Source organism: Mucilaginibacter sp. MD40 (genome assembly GCF_002288635.1).
Classification (GTDB): Bacteria; Bacteroidota; Bacteroidia; order Sphingobacteriales; family Sphingobacteriaceae; genus Mucilaginibacter.
In genome coordinates this window covers 570,114-593,345 of sequence record NZ_NRSW01000001.1, presented here as the reverse complement: position 1 = coordinate 593,345, position 23,232 = coordinate 570,114, and the positions used below count along the sequence as shown (strand labels likewise).

Genomic DNA, 23,232 nt, shown 5'->3' with positions numbered 1-23,232 from the left:
TAATTATATACAGAAGGTTTATTAATGAGCATATCCATTCCTGACTTGCTGGTGAATGACAGGTTTATTACCGCCGGCGAACGCGATGCTATAAACGCGTACGCGCGGGAGTCGGGCTTGTCATTCATCAAAATAGCGCTTACATCAGGGTATATCTCTCGTAAAAATTATGAGCGTTCGCTGCTTAACGCGGGTATTGCTATTAACGAGCACCCGCGCGAAGAAGCGTATGACCCTGAAGTGCTCAGCAAGATAGACCTGGTATTTGCCCATGAACGCCTGGCCGTGCCCCTGCGTGTAGAAAATGGCAAGGTAGTAACACTAATGGCCGCGCCGGATGACCAGCTGGTGCATGATTTCATTAAGTTTACTTATGACATGGAGCCTGAGGTGATAGTTACCTCTGACCTGGACATTACCTGGCTGAGTAATAAATTACTGGGCGAGCGTTACGTAAAATCAGCCGTGTTTGAGCTGATGAAGCGCGACCCCGACAGCTCGGCTGTAGTGACTTTTTCTACCGCTCAGCTTATTTTTATTTTTGTGTTGATAAGCCTTGTGGCTATTGGCCTGGTATTAAGCTTTAAGAACACATCTATTATTATTAATGTGCTTATCAGCTCGTTCTTCCTGGTAGCTATTATATTCAAAATGTTTTTGGCGCTGGTGGGCTCAAGGTTTGAGCTGCACCAGGCGGTAACACGCGAAGATCTGCGGCAGATAAATGACGATGGACTGCCTATTTACACCATACTGCTACCGGTGTATAAAGAGGATAAGCTGATAAAAAAGCTGATCTGGAACCTGCAGTCGATAGATTATCCCCGCCATAAACTGGATGTAAAACTGCTGATAGAGGAGGATGACGATAAAACGTTTAACGCGGTAAAAAACCTCGATTTCCCGGCTATTTTCGAGGTAATTGTAGTGCCTTTCCACATGCCTAAAACCAAACCGAAGGCGTGTAACTATGGCCTGCACTTTGCCCGCGGCAAATACCTCACTATTTATGACGCGGAAGATATTCCGGACACCGACCAGCTGAAAAAAGTGGTAGCGCTGTTTGAGAAGCTGCCTGAGGAATATATTTGTGTGCAGAGCGCGCTAAATTATTTCAACCGTAACGAGAATTTCCTTACCCGTATGTTTACCCTCGAGTATTCGTACTGGTTTGATTATATGCTGCCGGGGCTGGACACGCTGGATATCCCCATCCCGCTTGGGGGTACCAGTAATCACTTTAAATTACAGGAGCTGGTGGAACTGGGTGCATGGGACCCCTTCAATGTTACAGAGGATGCCGACCTGGGTGTACGCGCGTATGCTAAGGGTCATAAAATAGCCATTATCAATTCAACCACGTACGAGGAGGCCAACAATGAGCCTTTTAACTGGATACGCCAGCGCAGCCGTTGGATAAAGGGCTACATGCAAACCTACTTGGTACACATGCGCGACCCGGTTGCGCTATGGCGGGAGATAGGCTGGCGGGGTTTCCTGGGTTTTAACTTTTTTATTGGTGCAACGCCTATTACCTTTTTGGTGTACCCGCTGTTGCTGCTGATATTTATATGCTACGTGGTGTTTGACCTTTCCACCATCCGCAGCTTGTTTCCGGATTGGGTGCTGTTCATGTCCATATTTAACCTCATGGTAGGTAATATCCTGATGATATATGTGAACATGATAGCGGTTTTTAAGCGCCGCTATTATGAGCTGATATTGTTTGCTATTGCTAACCCCATTTATTGGTTAATGCACTCCATATCGGCCTACAAAGGCTTATATCAATTGGTGGTAAAACCATTCTATTGGGAAAAAACCAATCATGGTTTAAGTAAGGTGAATAACCCAACTAACCTTGTGAAGTAAAATATGAAGATAGCAGATTCAGTATACTTATTTATTATAACCATATTCCTGGTGGTGTACTACCTGGTATGCGCGGTTTATTTAAATAAGCTTAATTACTATAACCACGAATCGTTATTTTATATTGAAAAAACCAAAATAGTTTTCGAAGGGTTAGGCAACAGGCTAAAAACAATGGGTTTAACAGCCCCATTGGTCCCTTTTTATGCCACTTTTATGTTTATGCCGTTAAGTTATACGCTGGCCCCTGCACTGGCATCGGCCATAGGTACTGCGGTGTTGTTTAACATTATGGCAAGCACGGCTGCCAAAAGGCTAAAGGATAATGGTTACGTACTGCTGCTTTTAGTTATTTTCCTTTTTCATCCGGGTATCATTTACACGGCTGCTTCGGGCAAGAGTATTTATCTTATCCTGATATTCTTGTTCCTGTTCTTTCTTAACCTGTTTAAGTTTTATCGCTCCAATACTACATTCCACGTATCTATAGCCAGTATCAGCCTGGTAGGGCTCATCTTTTGCGATTACAAATTTGTATGGCTTACGCTTTTCTTTTTGCCGCTCATATTAGCCATTACCATTCATAGCTTAAACCTGAGCGAGAAAGAATCCATATTCAGGCTTTTTATAAGTTTTAACAGCCCGTCGTTGCGGCGGAAGCTGGCTAATAAAACTTTCGCGCTTTACATCATTTTGTTTAGCCTCCCGTTAGTGGCTGTTTTGTGTTACAAGTTACTTAACCTTACACACGCCAGTGATCTGAATTATTTTTCAGAAAGCCCTTATGCCACATGGAACGTATTGATCGATAAACTAAGCTTTGACCAGCAGAGTACCAATACCTATTATCAAATACCTGAAATATCATTACTGTTATCTGCCAGGGTGGTGCTTTTCGCGCCTATGATCGTTATAGCCATATATCTTTTCCGCGAGAGTACGTACCAGGTGCTTACCATACTAATCCCTTTTGCGTTTATTGAGTTTTTGCACATTAAATACGACAAGGTTTTTTTATCCTACCAGTATTACCTCATATTTATGATACTGGCTTACTTATGTGTAGTGATGAAGGCCCACACGGTTAAAAACCAGCGTATGTTTAAATTATTGTTGCTGGCTGCTGTATTGGTGCAGCTGTATGCAGGCTGGTATTACCTGCGCAACTCAAGCGTTGATGAAGAAAAGAAGTTTACCAAAGTACTGGTTGACCGTACCGAGGAAAATATAGATACCGAAAATATTGATATTGCTAATTACCTGAACAGCCTGCCTGTAGACGCGCACGTGTTGGTTGATGACGCTATTGCTTACCCTATTGTAGCGTTTGTAAAAGACATTAAGCCGATTATTATGCCTTATGAGGGAAGTTTCCTGAGCGCACTGGAATCGCCTGATAAGTATGTAGATTATATAGTGGTATCTACTGCCCGCAATGCCGAGTCGGGATATACGCAGTTAAATAATAAATATATTACCATTATACGACGTAATATTTCCAACCTTAATTTCCGTAAAGTATATGAAACAGATAACTGGACGGTTTACCGTGTAATAACCAATGCTACCGGCAGCGAGTTTGGTAGGGTTGTTAGCCGTTAAAATTAATCGTCTTGCCTGTCTTCCCCAAAATGAATAATGTTGCCGTTGTTATCCAGAATGCTAAACTGGCGCATCCCCCATGGCATATCCTTTAAGTCGCCATCGGGGTGTAAAATACCCTTTGGTGAGAGCTCGTGGTATAACTCATCCACATGATCTACGTTAATGTAGCAGCCGGTGTTTTTTGCGATTTCCTCGTCTGCACAAGGCCATAAATGTATCTGTATACCATCCCGGCTAAATATAAGATAGCCATCCCACTCGGAATGAAAGGTAAAACCCAGTAATTCGGTATAAAAAGTTATCGTACTTTCTGTATTGAGCGATGCAAGTATAGGTACAGTATTTAGTAGCATATTGTTGGGTTAAACGGTAATATGTATTGAAAATAGCCTTTAATGCTCATTATTCAGGTAACCTGATACTATTATTAAAAATAGGTAAAATTTTAACACACCTATTAGTTTTAAATATATTGCTGTTTTACTGACTGTTATCAAAAAAATGGCTCTTTGAAATAGCTGTATGCTATTTTTTGCCTGTACTGTATAAAATCTAAAACCTCCCATGGCATATCTATTGTAAAACCCTGCTAAAACAATAAGCATATGAAAAAAATTACTTTACTATTCGTTTTAGCCGTAGCATTTTGCGCATCAGCATCGGCTCAGATCCAAAAAGGGAATGTTTTAATTGGCGGTAACCTGTCAAACATCAACTTAGGGCTTGATGACCCAAAAGTATTCAGCTTTGATATTACCCCGAAAGCGGCATGGTTTATCCAGGACAATGTTGCGTTGGGTGGTTATGTAAACTTGGGTATACAAACTGCTAAAGGCGCCCCAACCACAACTACTTATGGTGTTGGTGCTTTAGGCCGTTATTATACCGGTAAAGATGCTGAAGTGCTTCGCCATGGCCGTTTCTTCGCAGAAGGAACTGTAGGTGTAGGTGGTACTAACGTAAGCGATGGCGGCGGCAAAACAAACGGCCTAAACTTAGGTGTTGGTCCGGGTTTCGCTTACTTCGTAACTCCAAACATTGGTTTGGAAACCTTGCTTAAATACAATGGCTTGGTAGGGTTTGGTAATCAAACGTATCAAAGCAACCTTAATCTGTCATTCGGTTTCCAGATCTATCTGCCGGGTAAAAGCACTGCAAGGAAAGTGGAGAGTGATGTTAGATAGTTAAATCTATCATGTTGAGTGTACAAACGGGCGGTAACTACGGTTACTGCCCGTTTGCTGTTTAATGTATATGTAACAACTTTGTTAGCGGGTTGCGTTGGGCTTTATAAGCCTATTTAATAAGTTTGTTGTAAACTATAACTGACTTATACATGAAACTAAAACTACTTTACACGGCTTTGGCATTAACAGGTCTTACCGTTACGGCCCTCGCTCAGGAAACGGTTGACCAGGCTGCCGTAGCCAAAATCAGAGAGGAAGGCCTCAACCATTCTAAGGTAATGGAAACTGCCTTTTATTTAACAGATGTATCCGGCCCACGCCTGGCTAACTCGCCGGGTTTAAAACGCGCGCAGGCCTGGGCGGTTAATCAATTAAAAACCTGGGGTATGGCTAATGCCAAACTGGAACCATGGGGCAAATTTGGCAAAGGTTGGGAAGTGCAGAAAAACTATGCGGCCATCACCGTGCCATATTACCATGCCATTATCGCCATCCCTAAAGCATGGACCCCCGGCACCAATGGCCTTATTAAAAGCGAAGTGGTATTGCTAAAGGCCGATTCTGTTGCCGAACTGGATAAATATAAAGGTAAGCTGGCCGGAAAGATCGTGATATTTGATACCAAAAATACGTTGAAAAGATCTGAGAAACCCGATCTGGAGCGCTACACAGATGCCCAACTTACCGAAATGGCCAACGCCAAACCCGCAGCCCGCGGCGAACGCCGGGCCTTTGACCCTAACTCACCGCAATTCGCAGCTATGCGTAAGGCCAGAGCTGCTCGTGCAGCCATCAGCCAGTTTTTGGTTGACGAGAAGGTGGGCTTAATATTGGCACAGGGCCGCGGTACCGATGGTACTACCTTTACCACCAACGGAGCCTCTTATGCTGATACTGCTAAGGCCGTAGCACCCGAACTGGAAACCAGCGGGGAGGACTTCCTGCGTATTTTGCGTTTAGTGAAAGCCGGCCAAAAGGTAGAGATGGAGGCCGACATCAAAACACAGTTTATTACGGATGACTTGCAGGGTTATAACGTTATTGCCGAAATACCGGGTACTGATATAAAACTGAAAGAACAGGTGGTAATGATAGGCGGTCACCTCGACTCGTGGCACGGTGCTACAGGTGCTACCGATAACGCAGCCGGCAGCGCGGTGATGATGGAGGCTATGCGCATTTTAAAAGCCATTGGCTTTAAACCAAAGCGTACCATCCGCATAGCTTTATGGAGCTCAGAAGAGCAGGGACTGTTTGGTTCACGCGGTTATGTGGCTACCCACTTCGGCGATCCTAAAACTATGGAATTAAAACCGGAGCAGGCTAAACTGGATGCTTATTATAACTTAGATAATGGTACCGGTAAGATCCGCGGTATTTACCTGCAAGGCGATAGCGCTGCTGGTCCTATTTTTCAGGCATGGTTAAATCCATTTAAAGACCTGGGCGCAGGTACGGTTACTATTGGTAATACCGGCGGTACCGACCACCTTTCATTTGATGCTGTTGGCTTGCCGGGTTTCCAGTTCATACAGGATGCCATGGATTATGGTACCCGTACCCACCACAGTAACCAGGATACCTATGACCGCCTGAGCGAAGATGACCTTAAACAAGCTGCTACCATCGTAGCATCGTTTGTGTACAATACATCAGAACGTAAAGATATGATCCCGCGCAAAGAGTTGCCAAAGGCACAACCTGCGAGGAATTGATTGCAGGAAGAGCGATGAGAGATCATCGCTCTTCTTGTTTAGCAATATAGCTGCTTACATTATTATTTTAGCTAAAGCCTTTGAAATTATGCACAATGCCCGTCCCATAAATGGGACGGCAATGAAAATGGCTTTTTGATTAATCATTGCCGTTAGCTTCAGCCAAATGGTACTAAAAGAGCAATGAGTAGTCATCGCTCTTCTTGTTTAGCAATATAGCTGCTTGCATTTATTATTTTGGCTAAAGCCCCTTGCACAATGCCCGGCAATGAAAATGGTTATTTGATAATCATTGTCATTAGCTGAAGCCAATGATACTAAAAGAGCAATGATTACTCATCGCTCTTCTTGTTTAGCAATATAGCTGCTTACATTATTATTTGGCTAAAGCCTCTTACATTATGTATAATGCCCGTCCCATAAATGGGACGGCAATGATAATGGCCGTTTTATAAATCATTGCCGTTGGCTTCAGCCAACGGATTAGAAAATTCTAATAGGGCTTTAGCCGAAACTGAATGCATAATCAGCTCAACAAAACACTTAATGGGATTCCGATGATAGGCAATTCAATGAAAATGGCGTTTGAGAAATCATTGCCGTTGGCTTCTGCCAACGGATGAATGAGCTTCATAAAGCTTCAGCTAAAATTATCAATGATATCACACACTCAAAGTGAGGGTATTGTTCGATAAGATTGATATAGCGCTGATAACCAACAAGAGCGATGGTCATCCATCGCTCTTGTTATATTTTATGAAGCTATCGTTTGCGCTGCTTCTCTAAGTATGCCATATTGCTTTACCCGGGCGGCTATTGATGCTGCATCGTAACCGCATTCGGCCCATAGCTCGGGTTGTTCACCATGTTCTATAAATTCATCCGGGATACCCAGTCGTATCACTTGCGATTTGTAGTTGTTATCAGCCATAAATTCCAATACTGCCGACCCCATGCCACCTTCAAGGCAGCCGTCTTCTACAGTTATTACGTACGGATATTTCTGGAAAACCTCGTGCAGTAAAGCTTCATCAAGCGGTTTCACAAAGCGCATATCATAATGTGCAGGGAAGTAACCATCGAGGTGTAAACGCTCAGTGGCTTTAATCACTTCATTACCTATGGCGCCTATGCTTAATATCGCTACTTCTTCGCCATCGCAAATTTTGCGGCCTTTGCCTACAGGTATGGCTTTCATAGGGCGCTGCCAGTCAACCATCACACCGTTACCACGGGGGTAGCGTATCACAAACGGGCCCATATCATCCTGCTGGGCCGTAAACATCAGGTTACGCAGTTCTTCCTCGTTCATCGGTGCAGACACCGTTAAGTTAGGGATGCAACGCATGTAAGCCAAATCATACGCGCCGTGGTGTGTAGCTCCGTCGGCACCGGCAAAGCCGGCACGGTCAAGGCACATTACTACGTTAAGCTTTTGTATGGCCACGTCATGTATCACCTGGTCATAAGCCCTTTGCATAAAGCTGGAATAGATATTACAGAACGGTACCAAGCCTTGGGTAGCTAAACCGGCACTAAAGGTAACAGCGTGCTGCTCGGCAATACCTACGTCAAACGCGCGGTTAGGCATGGCCTTCATCATCAGGTTTAATGAACAGCCTGATGGCATGGCCGGCGTAATCCCCATAATTTTAGGGTTAGCTTCAGCCAGTTCTATAATGGTATGGCCAAACACATCCTGGTATTTAGGCGGTTGTGGCTTATCATATTTGGTCTTTTTTATCTCACCGGTTATCTTGTCGAACAAACCGGGTGCGTGCCATTTGGTCTGGTCTTTTTCGGCCAGTGCATAGCCTTTACCTTTCGTGGTAATGCAATGCAGCAGTTTAGGGCCGGGTATATCGCGCAGGTCGCGTAGTAATTTTACCAGGTGTTTTACATCGTGGCCATCAACCGGGCCAAAATAGCGAAACTTAAGCGCCTCAAAAAAGTTGCTGCGTTTAAGCAAAGTGCCTTTAATGCTCTTCTCGATCTTCTTAGCGATCTTAAAGGCATCAGGGCCCATTGATGATATTTTACTTAATACCGTAGCGATATCATCGCGGAAACGGTTATAAGGCTTTGATGTGGTAATATCCGTAAGGTATTCCTTTAATGCACCCACATTAGGGTCTATCGACATGTTATTGTCGTTAAGAATCACCAGCAGGTTAGAGTTTTCAATGCCGGCATGGTTGAGCGCCTCAAAGGCTAAACCGGCGGTCATGGCACCATCGCCAATAACGGCAACGTGCTGGCGGTCTGTTTCGCCCTTGTATTGAGAGGCCACGGCCATACCCAAAGCGGCAGAGATAGAGGTTGACGAGTGCCCCACGCCAAACGTATCAAAAATGCTTTCGCTGCGTTTTGGGAAACCGCTTATACCACCGTAAACGCGGTTGGTATGGAAATTATCCCTGCGGCCGGTTAATATCTTGTGGCCGTAAGCCTGGTGGCCTACATCCCACACCAATTGGTCGTAAGGGGTGTTTAACACATATTGTAGCGCTACTGTGAGTTCTACAGTGCCTAAGCTGGCCGCGAAATGGCCACCATTAACTGATACCACGTCAATAATATATTGGCGCAGTTCGTTACAAACTTGTTCAAGCTGGTCTTCTTTTAATTGCTTAAGATCAGTAGGAAAGTTTATTTGACTTAAAAGTTCACCGGCGGGTACCTGCATTTAATTATTTCGTGACTGTAATATAACTTACAAAGTAAGGTAATTTAATTGGAATATATTAAAGGTAATTATTGTTTTGCTATTTGTGATTTATATTTTTTTACCGTTAAATAGCTGTATTTTTGACAAATGACCGATGACGCGTTCGCCGTAAAATTACCGCAGTTTGAAGGGCCTTTTGACCTGCTGCTGTTTTTTATTGAGCGCGATGAACTGGACATACACGACATCCCCATTGCCCGCATTACCGACGATTTCCTGAACTACATTCACCAGATGACCGTGCTGAATATGGAACTGGCAAGCGAATTCATTTTTGTTGCGGCAACCCTGATGCGCATAAAAGCGAAAATGCTTTTGCCCCGGCATAACACCGGCGACGAGGAAAATGAGATAGACACCAAAGAAGGGTTGATCCGTAAACTGATCGAATATAAAAAGTTTAAGGTTTTATGCGAAGAACTGCGCCCTTTTGAGGAAGAACGTTTTAAACAGGAAAGGCGTGGTAACATCAAAGCCGATCTGGAGCAGGTAGAGAAAGTTACCGTACCCGGCGAAGAATTATCAGAACTAAACCTCTACAAGCTGATGATGGTATATCACCGGCTGATGCGTAACTACAATACGCGCAGCCAGGAAGTGCATCACACGGTAGTGCAATATCCTTATACCATTGAGAAGCAAAAGGAAGCCATTAAACATTTGCTGAGCATCAACAAAAAAATGGATTTTAAGCACATCGCCGGTAACAGCGAGAACAAGGTCCATTTTATCTACAATTTTTTAGCCGTGCTGGAAATGCTGCAGCAGGAAGCCATTGAGATAACCATTGGCCTGGGCTTTAATAACTTTTGGATAGCGCCGAAGGGGGAAGTAAAAAGCTAAAAGTCCAAAGCTGAAAGCTTTTTATTATAGTTGGCTACTGAGTATAATATTAATAACTTTATCTGTATCTGCATGGCCGCTTTACGACGGCAACATTACAGTGCCAAAAGCGAAAGCCGTTAGCTTTTGACTTTTAGCTTTCCGCTTTTAAAAATGCCTTCGGCTTTTAGCTCCTTAATCCCTAACTTAGCATCGTTTTTAAAACACCATAATGAAAAGAGATAAATTAATATTCAAGCTGTTAGAAGAAGAGCAGCAGCGCCAGGAAGAAGGCATTGAGCTTATCGCATCAGAGAACTTTGTTAGCCGCCAGGTTATGGAAGCGGCAGGTTCTGTGGCTACCAACAAATATGCCGAAGGATTGCCGGGCAAACGCTATTATGGCGGTTGCCAGGTGGTTGATGAGATTGAGACCATTGCTATTGAGCGTGCCAAGCAATTGTTTAATGCTGAATGGGCCAACGTACAGCCACACTCAGGTGCCCAGGCCAACGCGGCGGTTATGCTTGCGGTGCTTAACCCCGGCGATAAAATATTAGGATTTGATCTTTCACATGGCGGCCACTTAACCCATGGCTCACCGGTAAACTTTTCCGGTAAATTATATGAGCCGCATTTTTACGGTGTGGTAAAAGAAACCGGTTTAATTGATTATGCACAATTAGAGCGTGTTGCTTTAGAGCAAAAACCAAAACTCATTATCTGTGGTGCTTCGGCCTATTCTCGTGATTGGGATTATGCGTTCATCCGCAGCGTGGCTGATAAAGTTGGCGCTTTGGTACTGGCTGATATCTCGCACCCGGCAGGTTTAATTGCCCGCGGTTTATTGACAGATCCGCTGCCGCATTGCCATATTGTTACCACTACTACCCACAAAACGTTACGCGGCCCTCGTGGTGGCTTAATTATGATGGGTAAAGATTTTGAGAACCCGTGGGGCTTAAAAACACCAAAAGGCGAGATCCGTATGATGTCGTCATTGTTGGATATGGCTGTTTTCCCTGGTACACAAGGTGGTCCGTTAGAGCATATTATCGCTGCCAAAGCGGTAGCTTTTGGCGAAGCGCTGTCTGATAGCTACATGAAATATATAGCCCAGGTAAAACTTAACGCTGCCGCTATGGCTAAAGCATTGGTTGCCCGCGGTTATGAGATCATTTCAGGCGGCACTGATAACCACCTGATGCTGATTGACCTGCGTAATAAGAACATTACCGGTAAAGCGGCTGAGAATGCCCTGGTGAAAGCCGATATTACTGCAAATAAAAATATGGTGCCTTATGACGATAAATCTCCGTTTGTTACATCAGGTATCCGTTTAGGTACGGCTGCTATAACTACACGTGGTTTAAAGGAAAAACATATGGAAACTATTGTAGATCTGATAGACGGCGTAATTAACGATCCGGAAAATGAAACTTCTATTAAGAAAATTCGTAAAAAAGTACATAAATTAATGGAGGATTTTCCATTGTACCGGGAGGATTAACTTAACTAATGATTAAAGCGGATTTGCAACATCCAGAAGAAACAGAACGGCAGCGTTTGGCCGCGCTAAATTCTTATGATGTTTTAGATACGCCTCCCGAAAAAGAGTTTGATGCCATAGCCCGCCTGGCATCCTATATATGCCAGGCGCCATTGGCTTTTATCACTTTTATTGATGATAAAAGGCAGTGGTTTAAGTCCAAAATAGGGTACGACATCGATTTCATTCCGCTTGAAAATTCTTTTTGCAGGCACACTATTCTCAATAGCCATCTTGTTGTAGTACCCGACGCTACAAAAAACGAACTTTTTTGCGAAGCCGATATTGTAACCGGCGATTTTGGCGTACGCTTTTATGCCAGCGCACCACTGATAGACCCCCAGGGATACCGTATAGGAACCCTTTGCGTTTTTGACCAGCAACCTAAAGACCTCACCGATGAGCAGCGCGACGCGCTTATTACTTTAGCGGGCGAGGCCATGTCGCACCTGTTGTTACGTAAGCAAAAAAAGGAGCTGGAGCAAAGCCTCGAAGTACACAAACAATATTCAACCCTTTTCAACAGTTCGGCCGAAATTCATTTGATCGCGGATGAAAATGCCCGTGTGGAGTTTATTAATGACGCGGTCACCTCCGTTTTAGGGTATAAACCGGAGCGGGCCATAGGCCGGTCGCTATGGGATTACGTGGTAGGCCACAACCGCGAAAAATACGCGCCCTTAATTGCCGAATCCATCAGGGCACAAACTTCATTTGAACTGGAAACAGAAACGGTTACCCGTAACGGCGAGATAAAGCACATTAGCTGGACTGCCCGCTTTTTAAACGGTAAATGGTATGCCAGCGGCCGAGATACCACTTACCAGCACCACTTGGTTACCGAAACCCGCGAGCTATCACTGGTGGCCAGCAGGATAAAGAATGGTGTGGTGATCAGTAATGCCAGCGACGAGGTGGTTTGGGTAAATGCCGCTTTTAAAGATATTACCGGTTACGGCCTTGACGATGTAAGCGGGCGCTTTCTGGGAGATGTGTTAAAAGGCCGGCCGGCCGACCATGCCGCCGAGCGTAATATGCTCGAGGCGCGCGAAAAAGGCATACCTTATGAGATAGATCTGTCGCTGAATACCAAACAGGGGCAGCCTATATGGATATCTGTTAATAATTCCCCTATTTATACCGAGGATGGCCGGGTGGAAAAATATATCCGTATTATTATAGATATCACCAAGCGTAAACAGGCAGAACATGATGTAGAGATATTATCGTTCGCAGCCCGTAAATCGCCAAGCGGAATTTTTATAAGGGATAGAGAAGGGCGCATTGTTTGGATGAATGAAGCCATGGAGGGCATTATTGGCTATTCCCTTGCCGATCTGAAAGATAAAACCGTAGGCACATTATTAATAGGTGAGGAAACTAACCTGGCTGTTTTCGAAAGCGCGGTACAGGCGGTGAAAGAAAACCGCCCTTACGAGGTAGAGATAAAGATATATAAGAAAGATCGTTCTACTGCCTGGGTATATATATCTAATAGCCCCTTATTTAACGAGGACGGCGCTGTTGACCGCCAGATAGGGGTAATGGTGGATATATCTGAGCGAAAGAAAACCGAAGATCAACTAAAAATGCTGTCGTTAGTAGCCAGCAAAGCTAACAGTGGTGTGGTGATCAACGATGGGGATGGCCGTGTGCAGTGGGTAAACAACGCTTTTGAAAAAATAACCGGTTATACACTGGCCGATGTAAAAGGAAAGCATCTCGGAGATTCACTAAAAGGCGAGCTAACAGATTTTTCTATTATTGAAAAAGCCCGCGAGCTCTCCGCCCAAAAGCAGTCTTTTGAGGTTGATTTGCTGATTTACCGTAAGGACGGGCAGCCACTGTGGATATCGGTGATCAACTCTATTATCGTAGGGGAGAATGGCCGGGTAGAAAAGTATATCGAAACCATAATTGACATTACTGCCAAGAAAAAGGCCGAGTTGGAACTGATAGCGGCAAAAGAGGAAGCTTTGCAATTGAGCAGAGCTAAAGATATGTTTATAGGTGTGATGAGCCATGAGATACGCACACCGCTAAACGCGGTCATCGGCATGTCGCACCTGCTGCTGGAGGATAACCCGGGCGAGTCTCAAAGAGAGAACCTGAGCGTGTTAAAATTTTCAGCAGAGAACCTTATGATCCTTATTAATGACCTGCTCGATTTCACCAAAATTGAAACGGGTAATATCGAGCTGGAAAAGGCTGCCGTTAACCTGCGCGATGTGGTGCAAAGCATTGTTGCATCGATGAAATATAAGGCTCAGGAAAAAAATATATCGCTAACATGCAGCGTTGACGATGGCGTGCCCGACACAATTATCGGCGACAGGCAACGCCTTGTGCAGATTTTGTTGAATTTGGTAAGTAATTCTGTTAAATTTACCAGCCGTGGCGGGGTGAACATCGACCTCAAGGTAATTGAACAACATAAGGACACTGTGCGCATACGTTTTGGCGTAGCTGATACCGGTATTGGCATTGCAGAGGATAAGCTGGGGACGATATTTGAATCTTTTAAGCAGGCTGAAACCGACACCACACGTAAGTATGGCGGCACAGGGTTGGGGCTGGCTATAAGTAAGCGTTTAATAGAACTGCATGACTCACGCATCAACGTTGATAGCGTGTTGGGTGAAGGCTCGGTGTTTTGGTTCACTATTACGTTTAATAAATTAAAACAACGCCCGGTTAATAATAGCAATAAAGTGGATACAACGTTAAACATTAATGTATTAGTGGTTGATGACAATCAGATAAACAGGCTGTTGATCAATAAAGTGCTGAAAAAGTGGGGCGCCGCCGCGGATTTTGCCGAGAACGGGCAAGAAGCTATTGAAAAACTGGAAGCTCAACAAAATTATGATGCTGTGCTGATGGATATCCATATGCCTATCATGGGTGGTTTGGAAGCAGCCGGTATTATCCGTGCGAAGAACGAGCCGTATTTTCAAAAGTTACCCATCATCGCATTAACCGCTTCTATGCTGAGCAACCAGATGGGCCAGATTGAAACCGCGGGTATGAATGATTACATCCTTAAACCTTTTGACCCTGCTACGCTGTTTGAAAAATTAAGCAGGTATCAGAAACAGTAATTTAGTTAATCAGTGATTTGTGATTAGAGATCGGGGGCTTCAATTTACTTAACTAATCTTCAATTACCCCATCTCTAATATTGCTAACCCTTACTCCGCGTAAGCAATGGTGGCTATGCTTAATTTTAGCCCCGGTATTTTTAACAGCGCGGCTCCGCAGGCCTCCAGCGTTGAGCCGGTGGTAATAATATCATCAACCAGTAATAGGTGTTTACCGGCAAGGCGGTCGGGAAACTTCACTTCAAAAACTTCCTGCATATTTTTAAACCTGGCAAAGCGCGATTTATGCGTTTGCGTTTCTGTAGCTACTTTTCTTACCAGGTTTCCGGTTTCAACTCCGCAGCCCAGTACGCTGGCAATACCTTCGGCAAAATGCGCGCTTTGATTATAACCGCGTTCTTTTAACCGCTTTTTATGCAAGGGCACGGGTATTACCAAATCGGTATGGGCTATTATGGGATGGCTTTTTAATTGCATGCCGCTTATCTCGCCCAGTACATTACCAATTTGGGGCATATCCTTATATTTTAAATGATGTACCAGGTTTTGTACCTTGCCGCCTTTGTTGAAGTAATATAACGCGTACGCGCTTTCAATATTTAATTTACCCCAAAACTGTCGGGCTACTATATTATCAGCCTGCTCCTGAAAATTGGTAAATGGCAGGTTGTAGCGGCAATCGGTGCATATGATCTTTTCGCCTGCTACCAGGCTGGCATTACAGGCGGGGCAAAGCCTCGGAAAAAGGAGCGAAACAAAATCGTTTAGGTACGTGCGCAGCAATTGCATGGCTTAAGGTAAGCATCTTGAAGCATAGTTTCAAAAGCAAGAGTGAGAACGTGCTAATTCTTCTTTTTTAATTTCTCCTTAAACTTTTTGTCCTCCTTTTCTTTTTCTTCCTTTGCTTTTTTCAGCAGTTTATCCTGCTCTTTTTTATCATCCGCATGGTCGCCTGCCTCCAGCTTTTTTTCCTGTGCCGGGCCAATGCCCGCACAGTTTTTAATGCCATTAAGCAGCACATGCCATATAGTTTTAAAGAAAGGGAAACTGGCCGCGCGTATGTAAATTACATTAGCCAGCCGCGGGGTTCTGCTGCCATCGTCGGGGTTGTCATGCTTTAGCACAAACGTATTGGTCAGTGTAGATATGAGTGTATTTTTGGTGTAGTCGGGCCGCAACACATCCACATTCAGATCCTTATACAGGAAAGATACGGTGCCTTTTGATTTTTTTTGTGTGCTGATAACATTAAAATCAAACGAGGTTAATTGCCCCTTGTTAATTTTTACCATAGCCAATGGCATCAGCACCGGATTAACGGTAGTTAAATTGAGCGGCGCAAGATGGCCTTTATAGCTGTAACTGTAATTGGCATCTGTAAGGTTAAAGGTAAAATGCAGATTAAACTTTGTTTTACCTAAAAATAAGCTGCTGATATTGGCCGTGCAGATGGGGTTTTTCTGTAGCAGGCTTTTACGGTTGGTAATATTGAGGAACCTGCCATTAATATCGCTGAATTTTAAGTAACCAAATTTCTTCGACTTGCCATTTCTTTCGGCGTAGGTGAAAGCCATTTGCTTTACATTAAGCGTATCTACATTAACAGGCATAGGCAGCAGATTTCTAACTGCCCAATTGGGAAAAGTAACAAGGCGGTCGGTGGTTTTAGGGGTACCATTGTAGTTACTGTAAAGTTCCATTACGCCGGTGTCAATTACCGCTTTCTCTACACTTACAATTTGTGTTGATCGATATGCTGAAATATCAAAATTATGGAGTGTAATGTTTTGCAGGTGTAGTTTGAAACGGTCTTTTTTGCTCTTTTCGAAAAACTCAGGGTATGGTAACGGAATGAGGTCTATGCCCTTGATGCTCAGCTTTTGATGCCGGGTACTTAAACTTACTTGCTTTACCTTAAAAGTGTAAAGCCCATCGGCAGATCTGCTGGTATAATTACGCAGGGTGGTGTTAACGTCCTTAAAAAATAAAAATCGACTGGTATCCTGCTGAGAGTCCTTGCTGATCAAAAGATCATTGCCAATAATGTCCAGATCTTTAAATGAAGTAAACACAGGTTTTTTACCCGTGTAATTAATGCTTTTCAAGCGAATGTTACTTAAAATGATCTTACCCAAACTTACAGCGCGGAAAGTCCCGGAGATTTTCTGGTAAAGGGTACGTTTATCTTTTGTCCCGGTATCCGGCTGGTTGGCATAGGTGCCGGAGGTGATCTCGGGCTGTTCAACTGTTATTTTATCAATATTCAGCTCTTTATTAAAATAAAGGTCGCTCAGCTTAACACCGGTAATGATCACCCTTTGCACTTGTAAGCTGTAAAGCGTATTGGGTACCTGGACGTTTCGCTTTTTCTTTTCACGATACAGCGATAAATTAGGTTTCAGCTGAATATTATAAACAGTCGCCTTGCCCTGTAAAATGCTGAGTTTTACGTTTCCCGGTTCAATACTGTATAAACTGTCACTGCCCTGTAATACAGCCGCTTGTAACTTCTTCGATAATTTGGAGGCTAAGTAGCCATTTATGAACAAAGCTGCAATGCATACAAGCACCAGTATTACAGACGTGGTAATGAGCAGCACTTTAGGCCACCTCCGTTTCGGCTTATTTGTTTCCATATAAGGTAGCTTGTGTTTGTGAAGCGTATGTTTACAACAACAAAGAATGGTATTTGTTAAATGCTGACAAACTGTCACGCTGTTAATTAAATTTTATGTAGTTTTGCAGCCTAATTCTTAGTTTTAAAAATGGAATTTCTTACACCGGATAAAACGCACGATGAGAGCAGGCAGGGAGAGGCTTTAGTATTAGAGCCGGTTGAAAAAAACAATGGCCGCAAGCTATATATTGAGAGCTATGGCTGCGCCATGAATTTTTCTGACAGCGAGATAGTAGCCTCTATTTTAGCCGAAAAAGGTTTTGAAACCACCAGTGATTATAACAATGCCGATGTGGTATTTATAAACACCTGCTCTATACGTGAAAATGCCGAAACACGTGTACGCAACAGGTTAAAAGAGTTTGCAGGTGCAAAAGGTAAAAACCCGGGTATGGTGGTAGGGGTACTGGGCTGTATGGCCGAGCGCCTGAAATCTAAATTTTTAGAAGAAGAAAAACTGGTTGACGTAGTGGTTGGCCCTGATGCCTACCGCGACCTGCCTAATTTAATTGATAGGGTTGATGAAGGCCAGCGTGCAGTAAATGTGCTGCTAAGCCGTGAGGAAACTTATGCGGATATTAGCCCGGTGCGTTTGAACAGCAATGGCATTAACGCTTTTGTGTCTATCATGCGCGGGTGCGATAACATGTGTTCATTCTGTGTGGTGCCGTTCACCCGTGGCCGCGAACGCAGCCGCGACCCGCATTCTGTAGTAGCCGAATGCCAGGACCTGTTTGATAAAGGCTACCGCGAAGTTACCCTGCTTGGCCAAAACGTAGATTCATATAAATGGAATGCCTCACAGTTGGCAGATGGCAGTGAGCCGTCTGGAGAGGATTTAGGTGAGGCTGCAGAAGTAGTCAACTTCGCCAATCTTTTAGAGATGGTGGCATTGATCCATCCCGATCTTCGGGTAAGGTTCTCAACCTCTCATCCCAAAGATATTACGGATGAGGTATTGTACACCATAGCCAAATACGATAACATTTGTAACTACATACACCTGCCGGTACAAAGCGGCAACAGCCGCATACTGGATCTAATGAACCGTACGTATGATAGGGCGTGGTATATGGAACGTGTGGATGCTATTCGCCGTATTATACCGGATTGCGCCATATCTACAGATATCATTACCGGGTTTTGTACAGAAACGGAAGAGGAGCATAATGATACGCTAACCATGATGGACTATGTACAATATGATTACGCGTATATGTTCATGTATTCCGAGCGCCCGGGTACCCTGGCTGCCAAGCGTTATGCCGACGATATACCGGAACCGATAAAAGCGATGCGTTTGAAACAGGTAGTAGCCAAGCAGCAGCAGTATTCATACGTGCGCCTGCAGCAACACCTGGGTCGGGTAGAAAAGGTGCTGATTGAGGGATACTCTAAAAAGTCTGACAAGGACTATTGCGGCCGTAACGATAAAAACGCGATGGTGGTATTCCCGGTACAGGAAGGCTACAAGCCCGGCCAATACGCCAATGTACTGGTTGAACGCTGTACCACAGCAACATTAATAGGGAAGATTATTTAAGAGGCAAGAAACAAGAATCAAGAAACAAGATTTGGCCGGGCCACATGCGACACAATTTTAAAAATTTGAAAGTATGGGAAAAAGCGATGGAGCTGGCCGATAAAGCTTTTGAGTATTGTAAAGACCTGCCGGCTAACGAACGATATAATTTAATTGATCAAATTAACAGGTGTTCTTGTTCTGTGCCATCTAATATAGCAGAAGGTTCAGGAAAAAACACCAATAAGCACTTCGCGGAATTTTTAGCGATTTCAATATCATCTTCCTTTGAGCTTGAAACACAATTGCTGATATGTGAACGAAGGCATTATGGATCAGAAGGAAAATTACAGGAATGTTTACAGGTATTATCTGAAGTTCAACGGATGCTTTTTTCATTTCGTGAACGAATATTAAAAGCCGAAACACTTCTTGATTCTTGACTCTTGGTTCTTGATTCTTATGAAATATGGATATTCAAGAAATTAAACAACGCTTTGGTATCATTGGCAATTCGCCATTGCTTAATAGGGCTATAAACATTGCCAACCAGGTTGCCCCTACTGATATTTCGGTACTCATTACCGGTGAGAGTGGTAGCGGGAAAGAAGTTTTTTCGCACATCATCCACCAGATGAGTCCGCGCAAGCATGGGCCGTTCATAGCGGTAAACTGCGGGGCCATACCCGAAGGGACGATCGACTCGGAACTTTTTGGGCACGAAAAAGGGGCTTATACGGGTGCTGTTGGTGAGCGTAAGGGCTATTTTGAAACTGTTAACGGCGGCACCATTTTCCTGGATGAGATTGCCGAGATGCCGCTGGGTACACAAGCGCGTTTACTGCGCGTGCTGGAGTCGGGGCAATACATCAGGGTGGGTTCATCAAAGGTAGAAAAAACCAATGTGCGTGTAATAGCGGCCACTAATGTTGATGTTTACGAAGCGGTTAAAGCCGGTAAGTTCCGTGAGGACCTTTATTATCGTTTAAATACCGTACCCTTAAAGATACCACCATTGCGTGAACGTAAGGAGGATATATTTTTATTGTTCCGCAAGTTTACGGCAGATTTTACCGATAAATACCGCACACCGCCCATCCAGTTGGATGATGATGCGCAGCAGGTATTGGCCAATTATTCTTGGCCGGGTAATGTAAGGCAGTTAAAGAACATGGCCGAGCAGTTGGCTGTTCTGGAGCGCGACCGTGTTATTACGGCACAAACTTTACTGAACTACATTCCGCACGAAACAGGCAGAACAAACCTGCCTATGCGCCTGGATAACCAGCCTAAGGAAGATTTCTCCGAACGCGACATACTATACAAGGTATTGTTTGATATGAAGCGTGATATGATAGAGCTAAAGAAACTGGTTGCCGATATTATTGAGCATGGCGGCGTTAGCCCGGCCTACCAGGGTAATCCGCAAGCTATTACGCAGCTTTACCGTGATATTGAACTACCACAGGCCAATATTGCCGAGCCACAATTTACGTTACAGCAGCCCGTTAACACTAATATCAACAGCGGCGCTAAGGATTTCGATATCACCCATCACCATGAAGAGGTAGAAGAATCGCTTTCACTGGTTGAAAAAGAATCGGACCTGATCAGAAAAGCCTTGAAAAAACACAAAGGCAAACGTAAATTAGCTGCTAATGAACTGGGCATATCCGAGCGTACGCTGTATCGGAAAATAAAGGAATTAGATCTGTAAACAGACCAATTAACATGAGTAAAAAGTTATTAGCAGGTGTTATGGCAGGGCTTGGTATAGTGGTTATGCTTTTTGCATCATGCTCATACAAACTGTCGCTAAATGGCGCTTCCATACCCCCGGGCCTCAAAACTATTGATATTGAGTTTTTTGAGAACAATGCCCAACTGGTAGTGCCCACTTTAAGCCAGTCGTTCACCGAGGCGTTAAAGAACCGTATACGTACTACTACCAACCTGAGCATTGTGCGGGGCGAAGCTAATGCCACCATGAGTGGGGCCATTACCAGTTATACCATAGCGCCGGTATCTATACAGGCAACAACCGGCGGTGCGCCGCCTATTGCGGGAGCCAGCCGTTTAACCATATCTGTTAAAGTAAAATATACTTACGAAGCCGATAAAAAGCTTAGTTTTGATGAAACTTTTACGCGCTATGCTGATTATAAAGGTGATATAGCTTCGCAGGAGCAGGCTTTAATTGCCGATATTAACAAGCAACTTACCGAAGACATATTTAACAGGGCGTTTGCCAACTGGTAATTAATAAACAGACCGACCAACGTGGATCAATATATAGATAACCGGCAAAAAGAAATTTTCTGGAACTTATTGGCTAATCCGGCTGATAATGGCGCGTCGTACCTGCAAAGCCTGGAGAGGCTGGCGAAAGATTATCCGCAAAGCGGTTTGCTGCAGGCTATGCTTGCCCGTGCCGCCGGTGAATCGCAAGTTGCCAGGGCTGCCACTTATGTTGCCCCTCGTATTTTATATAAATTTGTGAATAACACCGCCGGGCTGCCTTTGGTTGATAGCAGCGCTATTATTGATTTGGTTATGCCGGTGGCCAAAAACCATGTTGAGCCATGGGTACAGCATAGCGGGGGACAAGCACACCATGTTGACACGGTTGTAACAGATAATGATATCCTTTCGGTGGAAGCACCCCTGCCAACAGTAAATGAAACGGCAGGAGCTGTTGTAACAGGTCAGGAAGATGAACTTTTATCATCCGCCAGTGATAAGGAAAATGTTACTGATAGGGTAACTGAAATTGAATCGCTGCCGGTAGAGCAGCCAAACGAAGCTGAAAAAACAGAGATACCGGCGATTGAAGAAAGCCCTGAGCGAACCAACCCTGAGGTTATGGCTCATGCTGATGAGCCTTTAACACAGGAGCCTGTTGTACCGGCCGCTCCGGAAGTTGAGCAGCCTGCTGGCATTCATCAGGACCAGCAAAATGTACCAGCGGCAGATAATGGCTACCGTTTCGCCTCACGCTTCCCTAAGCGCGATGTGTCTCCCGTGCAGCCGGCTGAGCAACCAGCAACCGACCAGTCTATTGAGGATGAGGTTTATGACGAGATAGTAAGTATTGATGATATTGGTTTTGCCGCAACGACGGAAAACGGTTTTCAGCCTGAAATAACTGCGGAGCATCGTTTCAGCGAGCCTGACACAGTAGAAAATGATGATGATGCCGAACAGCCTACGGCATTGTTTCACCAGCCTGACGCGCAGCCCGAAGCAGATACTGAAACGGAGAAAATACAGGAAGAAGAAGAAAAACTCATATTAGGCGGTATTGTAGGCGGCGACTATTTATTATTTGACAAAAAACTTGATGAAATACGGGCCGGAAACGGCAACACTGCCACGGAACATAAGGAACCCGAACCGGCAGAAAGCGCGCCAAAGAATACCGACACTCCTACACAACAAATTGATACTGCATCCCAGCCAACTGGTGAAAGCCAGGCAGATGAAAACCGGGTAGCGAGATACGATGATGATAAAATGCCGTACACCTTTTTATGGTGGTTAAATAAAACCCGTAAGGAGCATGCCGAAAACCTGAGGCCTTATGCCCCGGTTAATCGCGTGCAGGCAGGTAATGCTAAAGAGGCGGGGGTAGATAGTTTAAAGCGGGCGGATGAACTGCAGCAGCAGTATTTCGAAAATATATTTAGCCTCACTTCTGTTAGCGGCATTGAGCGCGAGAGTGAGCCCGAGCGAGTTGAATTTGATCACAATAAAAAGGAAGATGTAATTATTGAGCGGTTTATACAAACCGACCCGCAGATCAAACCACTATCGGCAGATAAGCTGGATAACGAGAACAAGGCCAAAAAGAGTTCGGAAGACCAGAACGAGGTAGTGACAGAAACCCTGGCACGTATCTATGCCGATCAGATGCTATATCATAAAGCCATAGCTACTTATAAAAAATTAATATTGAAATTCCCGGAAAAAAGTACGTACTTTGCAGCACGTATTGGAGAATTAGAAAAGAAAACCAATTGATATAAAAAGAAATGTATTTATTACTCATTATTATCACCATTATTTTATGTGTGCTTTTAGGCCTCATCGTTCTCATACAAAACCCTAAGGGTGGCGGTTTAGCGTCAAATTTTTCAGGCTCATCACAATTAATGGGTGTGCAAAAAACAGGCGATTTCCTTGAAAAAGGTACCTGGGCTTTGGCCATTGGTATTATGGTATTATCATTGGTGATCAATGTATCGGTAAAAGGCGGCGCGCAAAAAAGCGACGATGGTACTTCAATAGAAAAATTGAAGCAAATTTCAAAACCATCGGCTACGCCTTCAACCACACCATTGAGCGTGCCTGCCGCGCCAACTACTGCTCCGGCTCAAAAAACACCTTCTAAATAAGCAGGCTGTTTTCATCATACTGCAAAAGGCTTTGGCATAGCGCCAAAGCCTTTTGTGCTT

At 44.2% G+C, this 23,232-nt stretch carries 17 protein-coding genes; 13 read left to right on the top strand and 4 right to left on the bottom strand.

Going from position 1 to position 23,232, the window contains the following annotated elements; all coding sequences use genetic code 11:
• Window positions 1–24: 24 nt before the first annotated feature.
• Together CKK33_RS02595 and CKK33_RS02590 are read left to right on the top strand one after the other, a co-directional pair.
• Window positions 25–1,872: a glycosyltransferase gene (locus CKK33_RS02595; RefSeq protein WP_095702610.1), complete on the top strand. Its 1,848-nt coding sequence runs from the start codon at window positions 25–27 to the stop codon at window positions 1,870–1,872.
• A gap of 3 nt (window positions 1,873–1,875) precedes the next feature.
• The gene (locus tag CKK33_RS02590) at window positions 1,876–3,474 is read left to right on the top strand and encodes a hypothetical protein (protein ID WP_095702609.1); all 1,599 of its coding nucleotides are present in this window, start codon (window positions 1,876–1,878) and stop codon (window positions 3,472–3,474) included.
• Window positions 3,475–3,476: 2 nt separating this feature from the next.
• On the opposite strand, the gene CKK33_RS02585 is transcribed toward CKK33_RS02590, so the two are convergent.
• Entirely contained in the window at window positions 3,477–3,830 is a 354-nt protein-coding gene (locus tag CKK33_RS02585; RefSeq protein ID WP_095702608.1) for a VOC family protein, read from the bottom strand.
• 252 nt (window positions 3,831–4,082) lie between these two features.
• Here CKK33_RS02585 and CKK33_RS02575 point away from each other — a divergent pair, with 252 nt between their 5' ends.
• Window positions 4,083–4,661: an outer membrane beta-barrel protein gene (locus CKK33_RS02575; RefSeq protein ID WP_095702606.1), complete on the top strand. Its 579-nt coding sequence runs from the start codon at window positions 4,083–4,085 to the stop codon at window positions 4,659–4,661.
• Window positions 4,662–4,813: 152 nt separating this feature from the next.
• Window positions 4,814–6,379, top strand: a complete 1,566-nt coding sequence (locus tag CKK33_RS02570; protein ID WP_095702605.1) for a M20/M25/M40 family metallo-hydrolase — start codon at window positions 4,814–4,816, stop codon at window positions 6,377–6,379.
• Window positions 6,380–7,133: 754 nt separating this feature from the next.
• Here the strand turns inward: CKK33_RS02570 and dxs are convergent.
• A complete protein-coding gene (gene dxs, locus CKK33_RS02565) occupies window positions 7,134–9,065 on the bottom strand; it encodes a 1-deoxy-D-xylulose-5-phosphate synthase (protein ID WP_095702604.1) in 1,932 nt (643 codons plus the stop codon).
• Window positions 9,066–9,194: 129 nt separating this feature from the next.
• Between dxs and CKK33_RS02560 the strand changes: the two genes are divergently transcribed.
• The 3 genes from CKK33_RS02560 to CKK33_RS02550 all read left to right on the top strand — a co-directional run bounded on the left by CKK33_RS02560 (window position 9,195) and on the right by CKK33_RS02550 (window position 14,579).
• A complete protein-coding gene (locus CKK33_RS02560; protein WP_095702603.1) occupies window positions 9,195–9,950 on the top strand; it encodes a ScpA family protein in 756 nt (251 codons plus the stop codon).
• Window positions 9,951–10,161: 211 nt separating this feature from the next.
• Complete coding sequence (gene glyA / locus CKK33_RS02555) at window positions 10,162–11,439, top strand: serine hydroxymethyltransferase (RefSeq protein ID WP_095702602.1); 1,278 nt, start codon at window positions 10,162–10,164, stop codon at window positions 11,437–11,439.
• An 8-nt stretch (window positions 11,440–11,447) separates the two neighbouring features.
• Window positions 11,448–14,579, top strand: coding sequence for a PAS domain S-box protein (locus tag CKK33_RS02550; protein WP_095702601.1), 3,132 nt, complete (start codon window positions 11,448–11,450; stop codon window positions 14,577–14,579).
• 90 nt (window positions 14,580–14,669) lie between these two features.
• Here the strand turns inward: CKK33_RS02550 and CKK33_RS02545 are convergent, their stop codons facing one another.
• Both CKK33_RS02545 and CKK33_RS02540 read right to left on the bottom strand, forming a co-directional pair.
• Entirely contained in the window at window positions 14,670–15,368 is a 699-nt protein-coding gene (locus CKK33_RS02545) for a ComF family protein (protein WP_095702600.1), read from the bottom strand.
• 53 nt (window positions 15,369–15,421) lie between these two features.
• The gene (locus CKK33_RS02540; protein ID WP_095702599.1) at window positions 15,422–17,215 is read right to left on the bottom strand and encodes a hypothetical protein; all 1,794 of its coding nucleotides are present in this window, start codon (window positions 17,213–17,215) and stop codon (window positions 15,422–15,424) included.
• Between the two features lie 129 nt (window positions 17,216–17,344).
• Between CKK33_RS02540 and miaB the strand changes: the two genes are divergently transcribed.
• The 6 genes from miaB to secG all read left to right on the top strand — a co-directional run bounded on the left by miaB (window position 17,345) and on the right by secG (window position 23,172).
• A complete protein-coding gene (gene miaB / locus CKK33_RS02535) occupies window positions 17,345–18,799 on the top strand; it encodes a tRNA (N6-isopentenyl adenosine(37)-C2)-methylthiotransferase MiaB (protein WP_095702598.1) in 1,455 nt (484 codons plus the stop codon).
• A gap of 65 nt (window positions 18,800–18,864) precedes the next feature.
• Window positions 18,865–19,221, top strand: a complete 357-nt coding sequence (locus CKK33_RS02530) for a four helix bundle protein (protein WP_158223387.1) — start codon at window positions 18,865–18,867, stop codon at window positions 19,219–19,221.
• 26 nt (window positions 19,222–19,247) lie between these two features.
• Entirely contained in the window at window positions 19,248–20,495 is a 1,248-nt protein-coding gene (locus CKK33_RS02525) for a sigma-54-dependent Fis family transcriptional regulator (RefSeq protein ID WP_095702596.1), read from the top strand.
• Window positions 20,496–20,509: 14 nt separating this feature from the next.
• A complete protein-coding gene (locus tag CKK33_RS02520) occupies window positions 20,510–21,037 on the top strand; it encodes an LptE family protein (protein WP_233138136.1) in 528 nt (175 codons plus the stop codon).
• A gap of 21 nt (window positions 21,038–21,058) precedes the next feature.
• Window positions 21,059–22,798 (top strand): hypothetical protein, encoded by a 1,740-nt coding sequence (locus CKK33_RS02515; protein ID WP_095702595.1) that lies wholly within the window; start codon window positions 21,059–21,061, stop codon window positions 22,796–22,798.
• An 11-nt stretch (window positions 22,799–22,809) separates the two neighbouring features.
• Entirely contained in the window at window positions 22,810–23,172 is a 363-nt protein-coding gene (secG, locus tag CKK33_RS02510; protein WP_095702594.1) for a preprotein translocase subunit SecG, read from the top strand.
• The last annotated feature ends 60 nt before the right edge of the window (window positions 23,173–23,232 follow it).

Coding starts and splice junctions, on each gene's coding strand:
- CKK33_RS02595 (WP_095702610.1), top strand. CDS start 25: ATGAGCATATCCATTCCTGACTTGCTGGTGAATGACAGGTTTATTACC.
- CKK33_RS02590 (WP_095702609.1), top strand. CDS start 1,876: ATGAAGATAGCAGATTCAGTATACTTATTTATTATAACCATATTCCTG.
- CKK33_RS02585 (WP_095702608.1), bottom strand. CDS start 3,830: ATGCTACTAAATACTGTACCTATACTTGCATCGCTCAATACAGAAAGT.
- CKK33_RS02575 (WP_095702606.1), top strand. CDS start 4,083: ATGAAAAAAATTACTTTACTATTCGTTTTAGCCGTAGCATTTTGCGCA.
- CKK33_RS02570 (WP_095702605.1), top strand. CDS start 4,814: ATGAAACTAAAACTACTTTACACGGCTTTGGCATTAACAGGTCTTACC.
- dxs (WP_095702604.1), bottom strand. CDS start 9,065: ATGCAGGTACCCGCCGGTGAACTTTTAAGTCAAATAAACTTTCCTACT.
- CKK33_RS02560 (WP_095702603.1), top strand. CDS start 9,195: ATGACCGATGACGCGTTCGCCGTAAAATTACCGCAGTTTGAAGGGCCT.
- glyA (WP_095702602.1), top strand. CDS start 10,162: ATGAAAAGAGATAAATTAATATTCAAGCTGTTAGAAGAAGAGCAGCAG.
- CKK33_RS02550 (WP_095702601.1), top strand. CDS start 11,448: ATGATTAAAGCGGATTTGCAACATCCAGAAGAAACAGAACGGCAGCGT.
- CKK33_RS02545 (WP_095702600.1), bottom strand. CDS start 15,368: ATGCAATTGCTGCGCACGTACCTAAACGATTTTGTTTCGCTCCTTTTT.
- CKK33_RS02540 (WP_095702599.1), bottom strand. CDS start 17,215: ATGGAAACAAATAAGCCGAAACGGAGGTGGCCTAAAGTGCTGCTCATT.
- miaB (WP_095702598.1), top strand. CDS start 17,345: ATGGAATTTCTTACACCGGATAAAACGCACGATGAGAGCAGGCAGGGA.
- CKK33_RS02525 (WP_095702596.1), top strand. CDS start 19,248: ATGGATATTCAAGAAATTAAACAACGCTTTGGTATCATTGGCAATTCG.
- CKK33_RS02520 (WP_233138136.1), top strand. CDS start 20,510: ATGAGTAAAAAGTTATTAGCAGGTGTTATGGCAGGGCTTGGTATAGTG.
- secG (WP_095702594.1), top strand. CDS start 22,810: ATGTATTTATTACTCATTATTATCACCATTATTTTATGTGTGCTTTTA.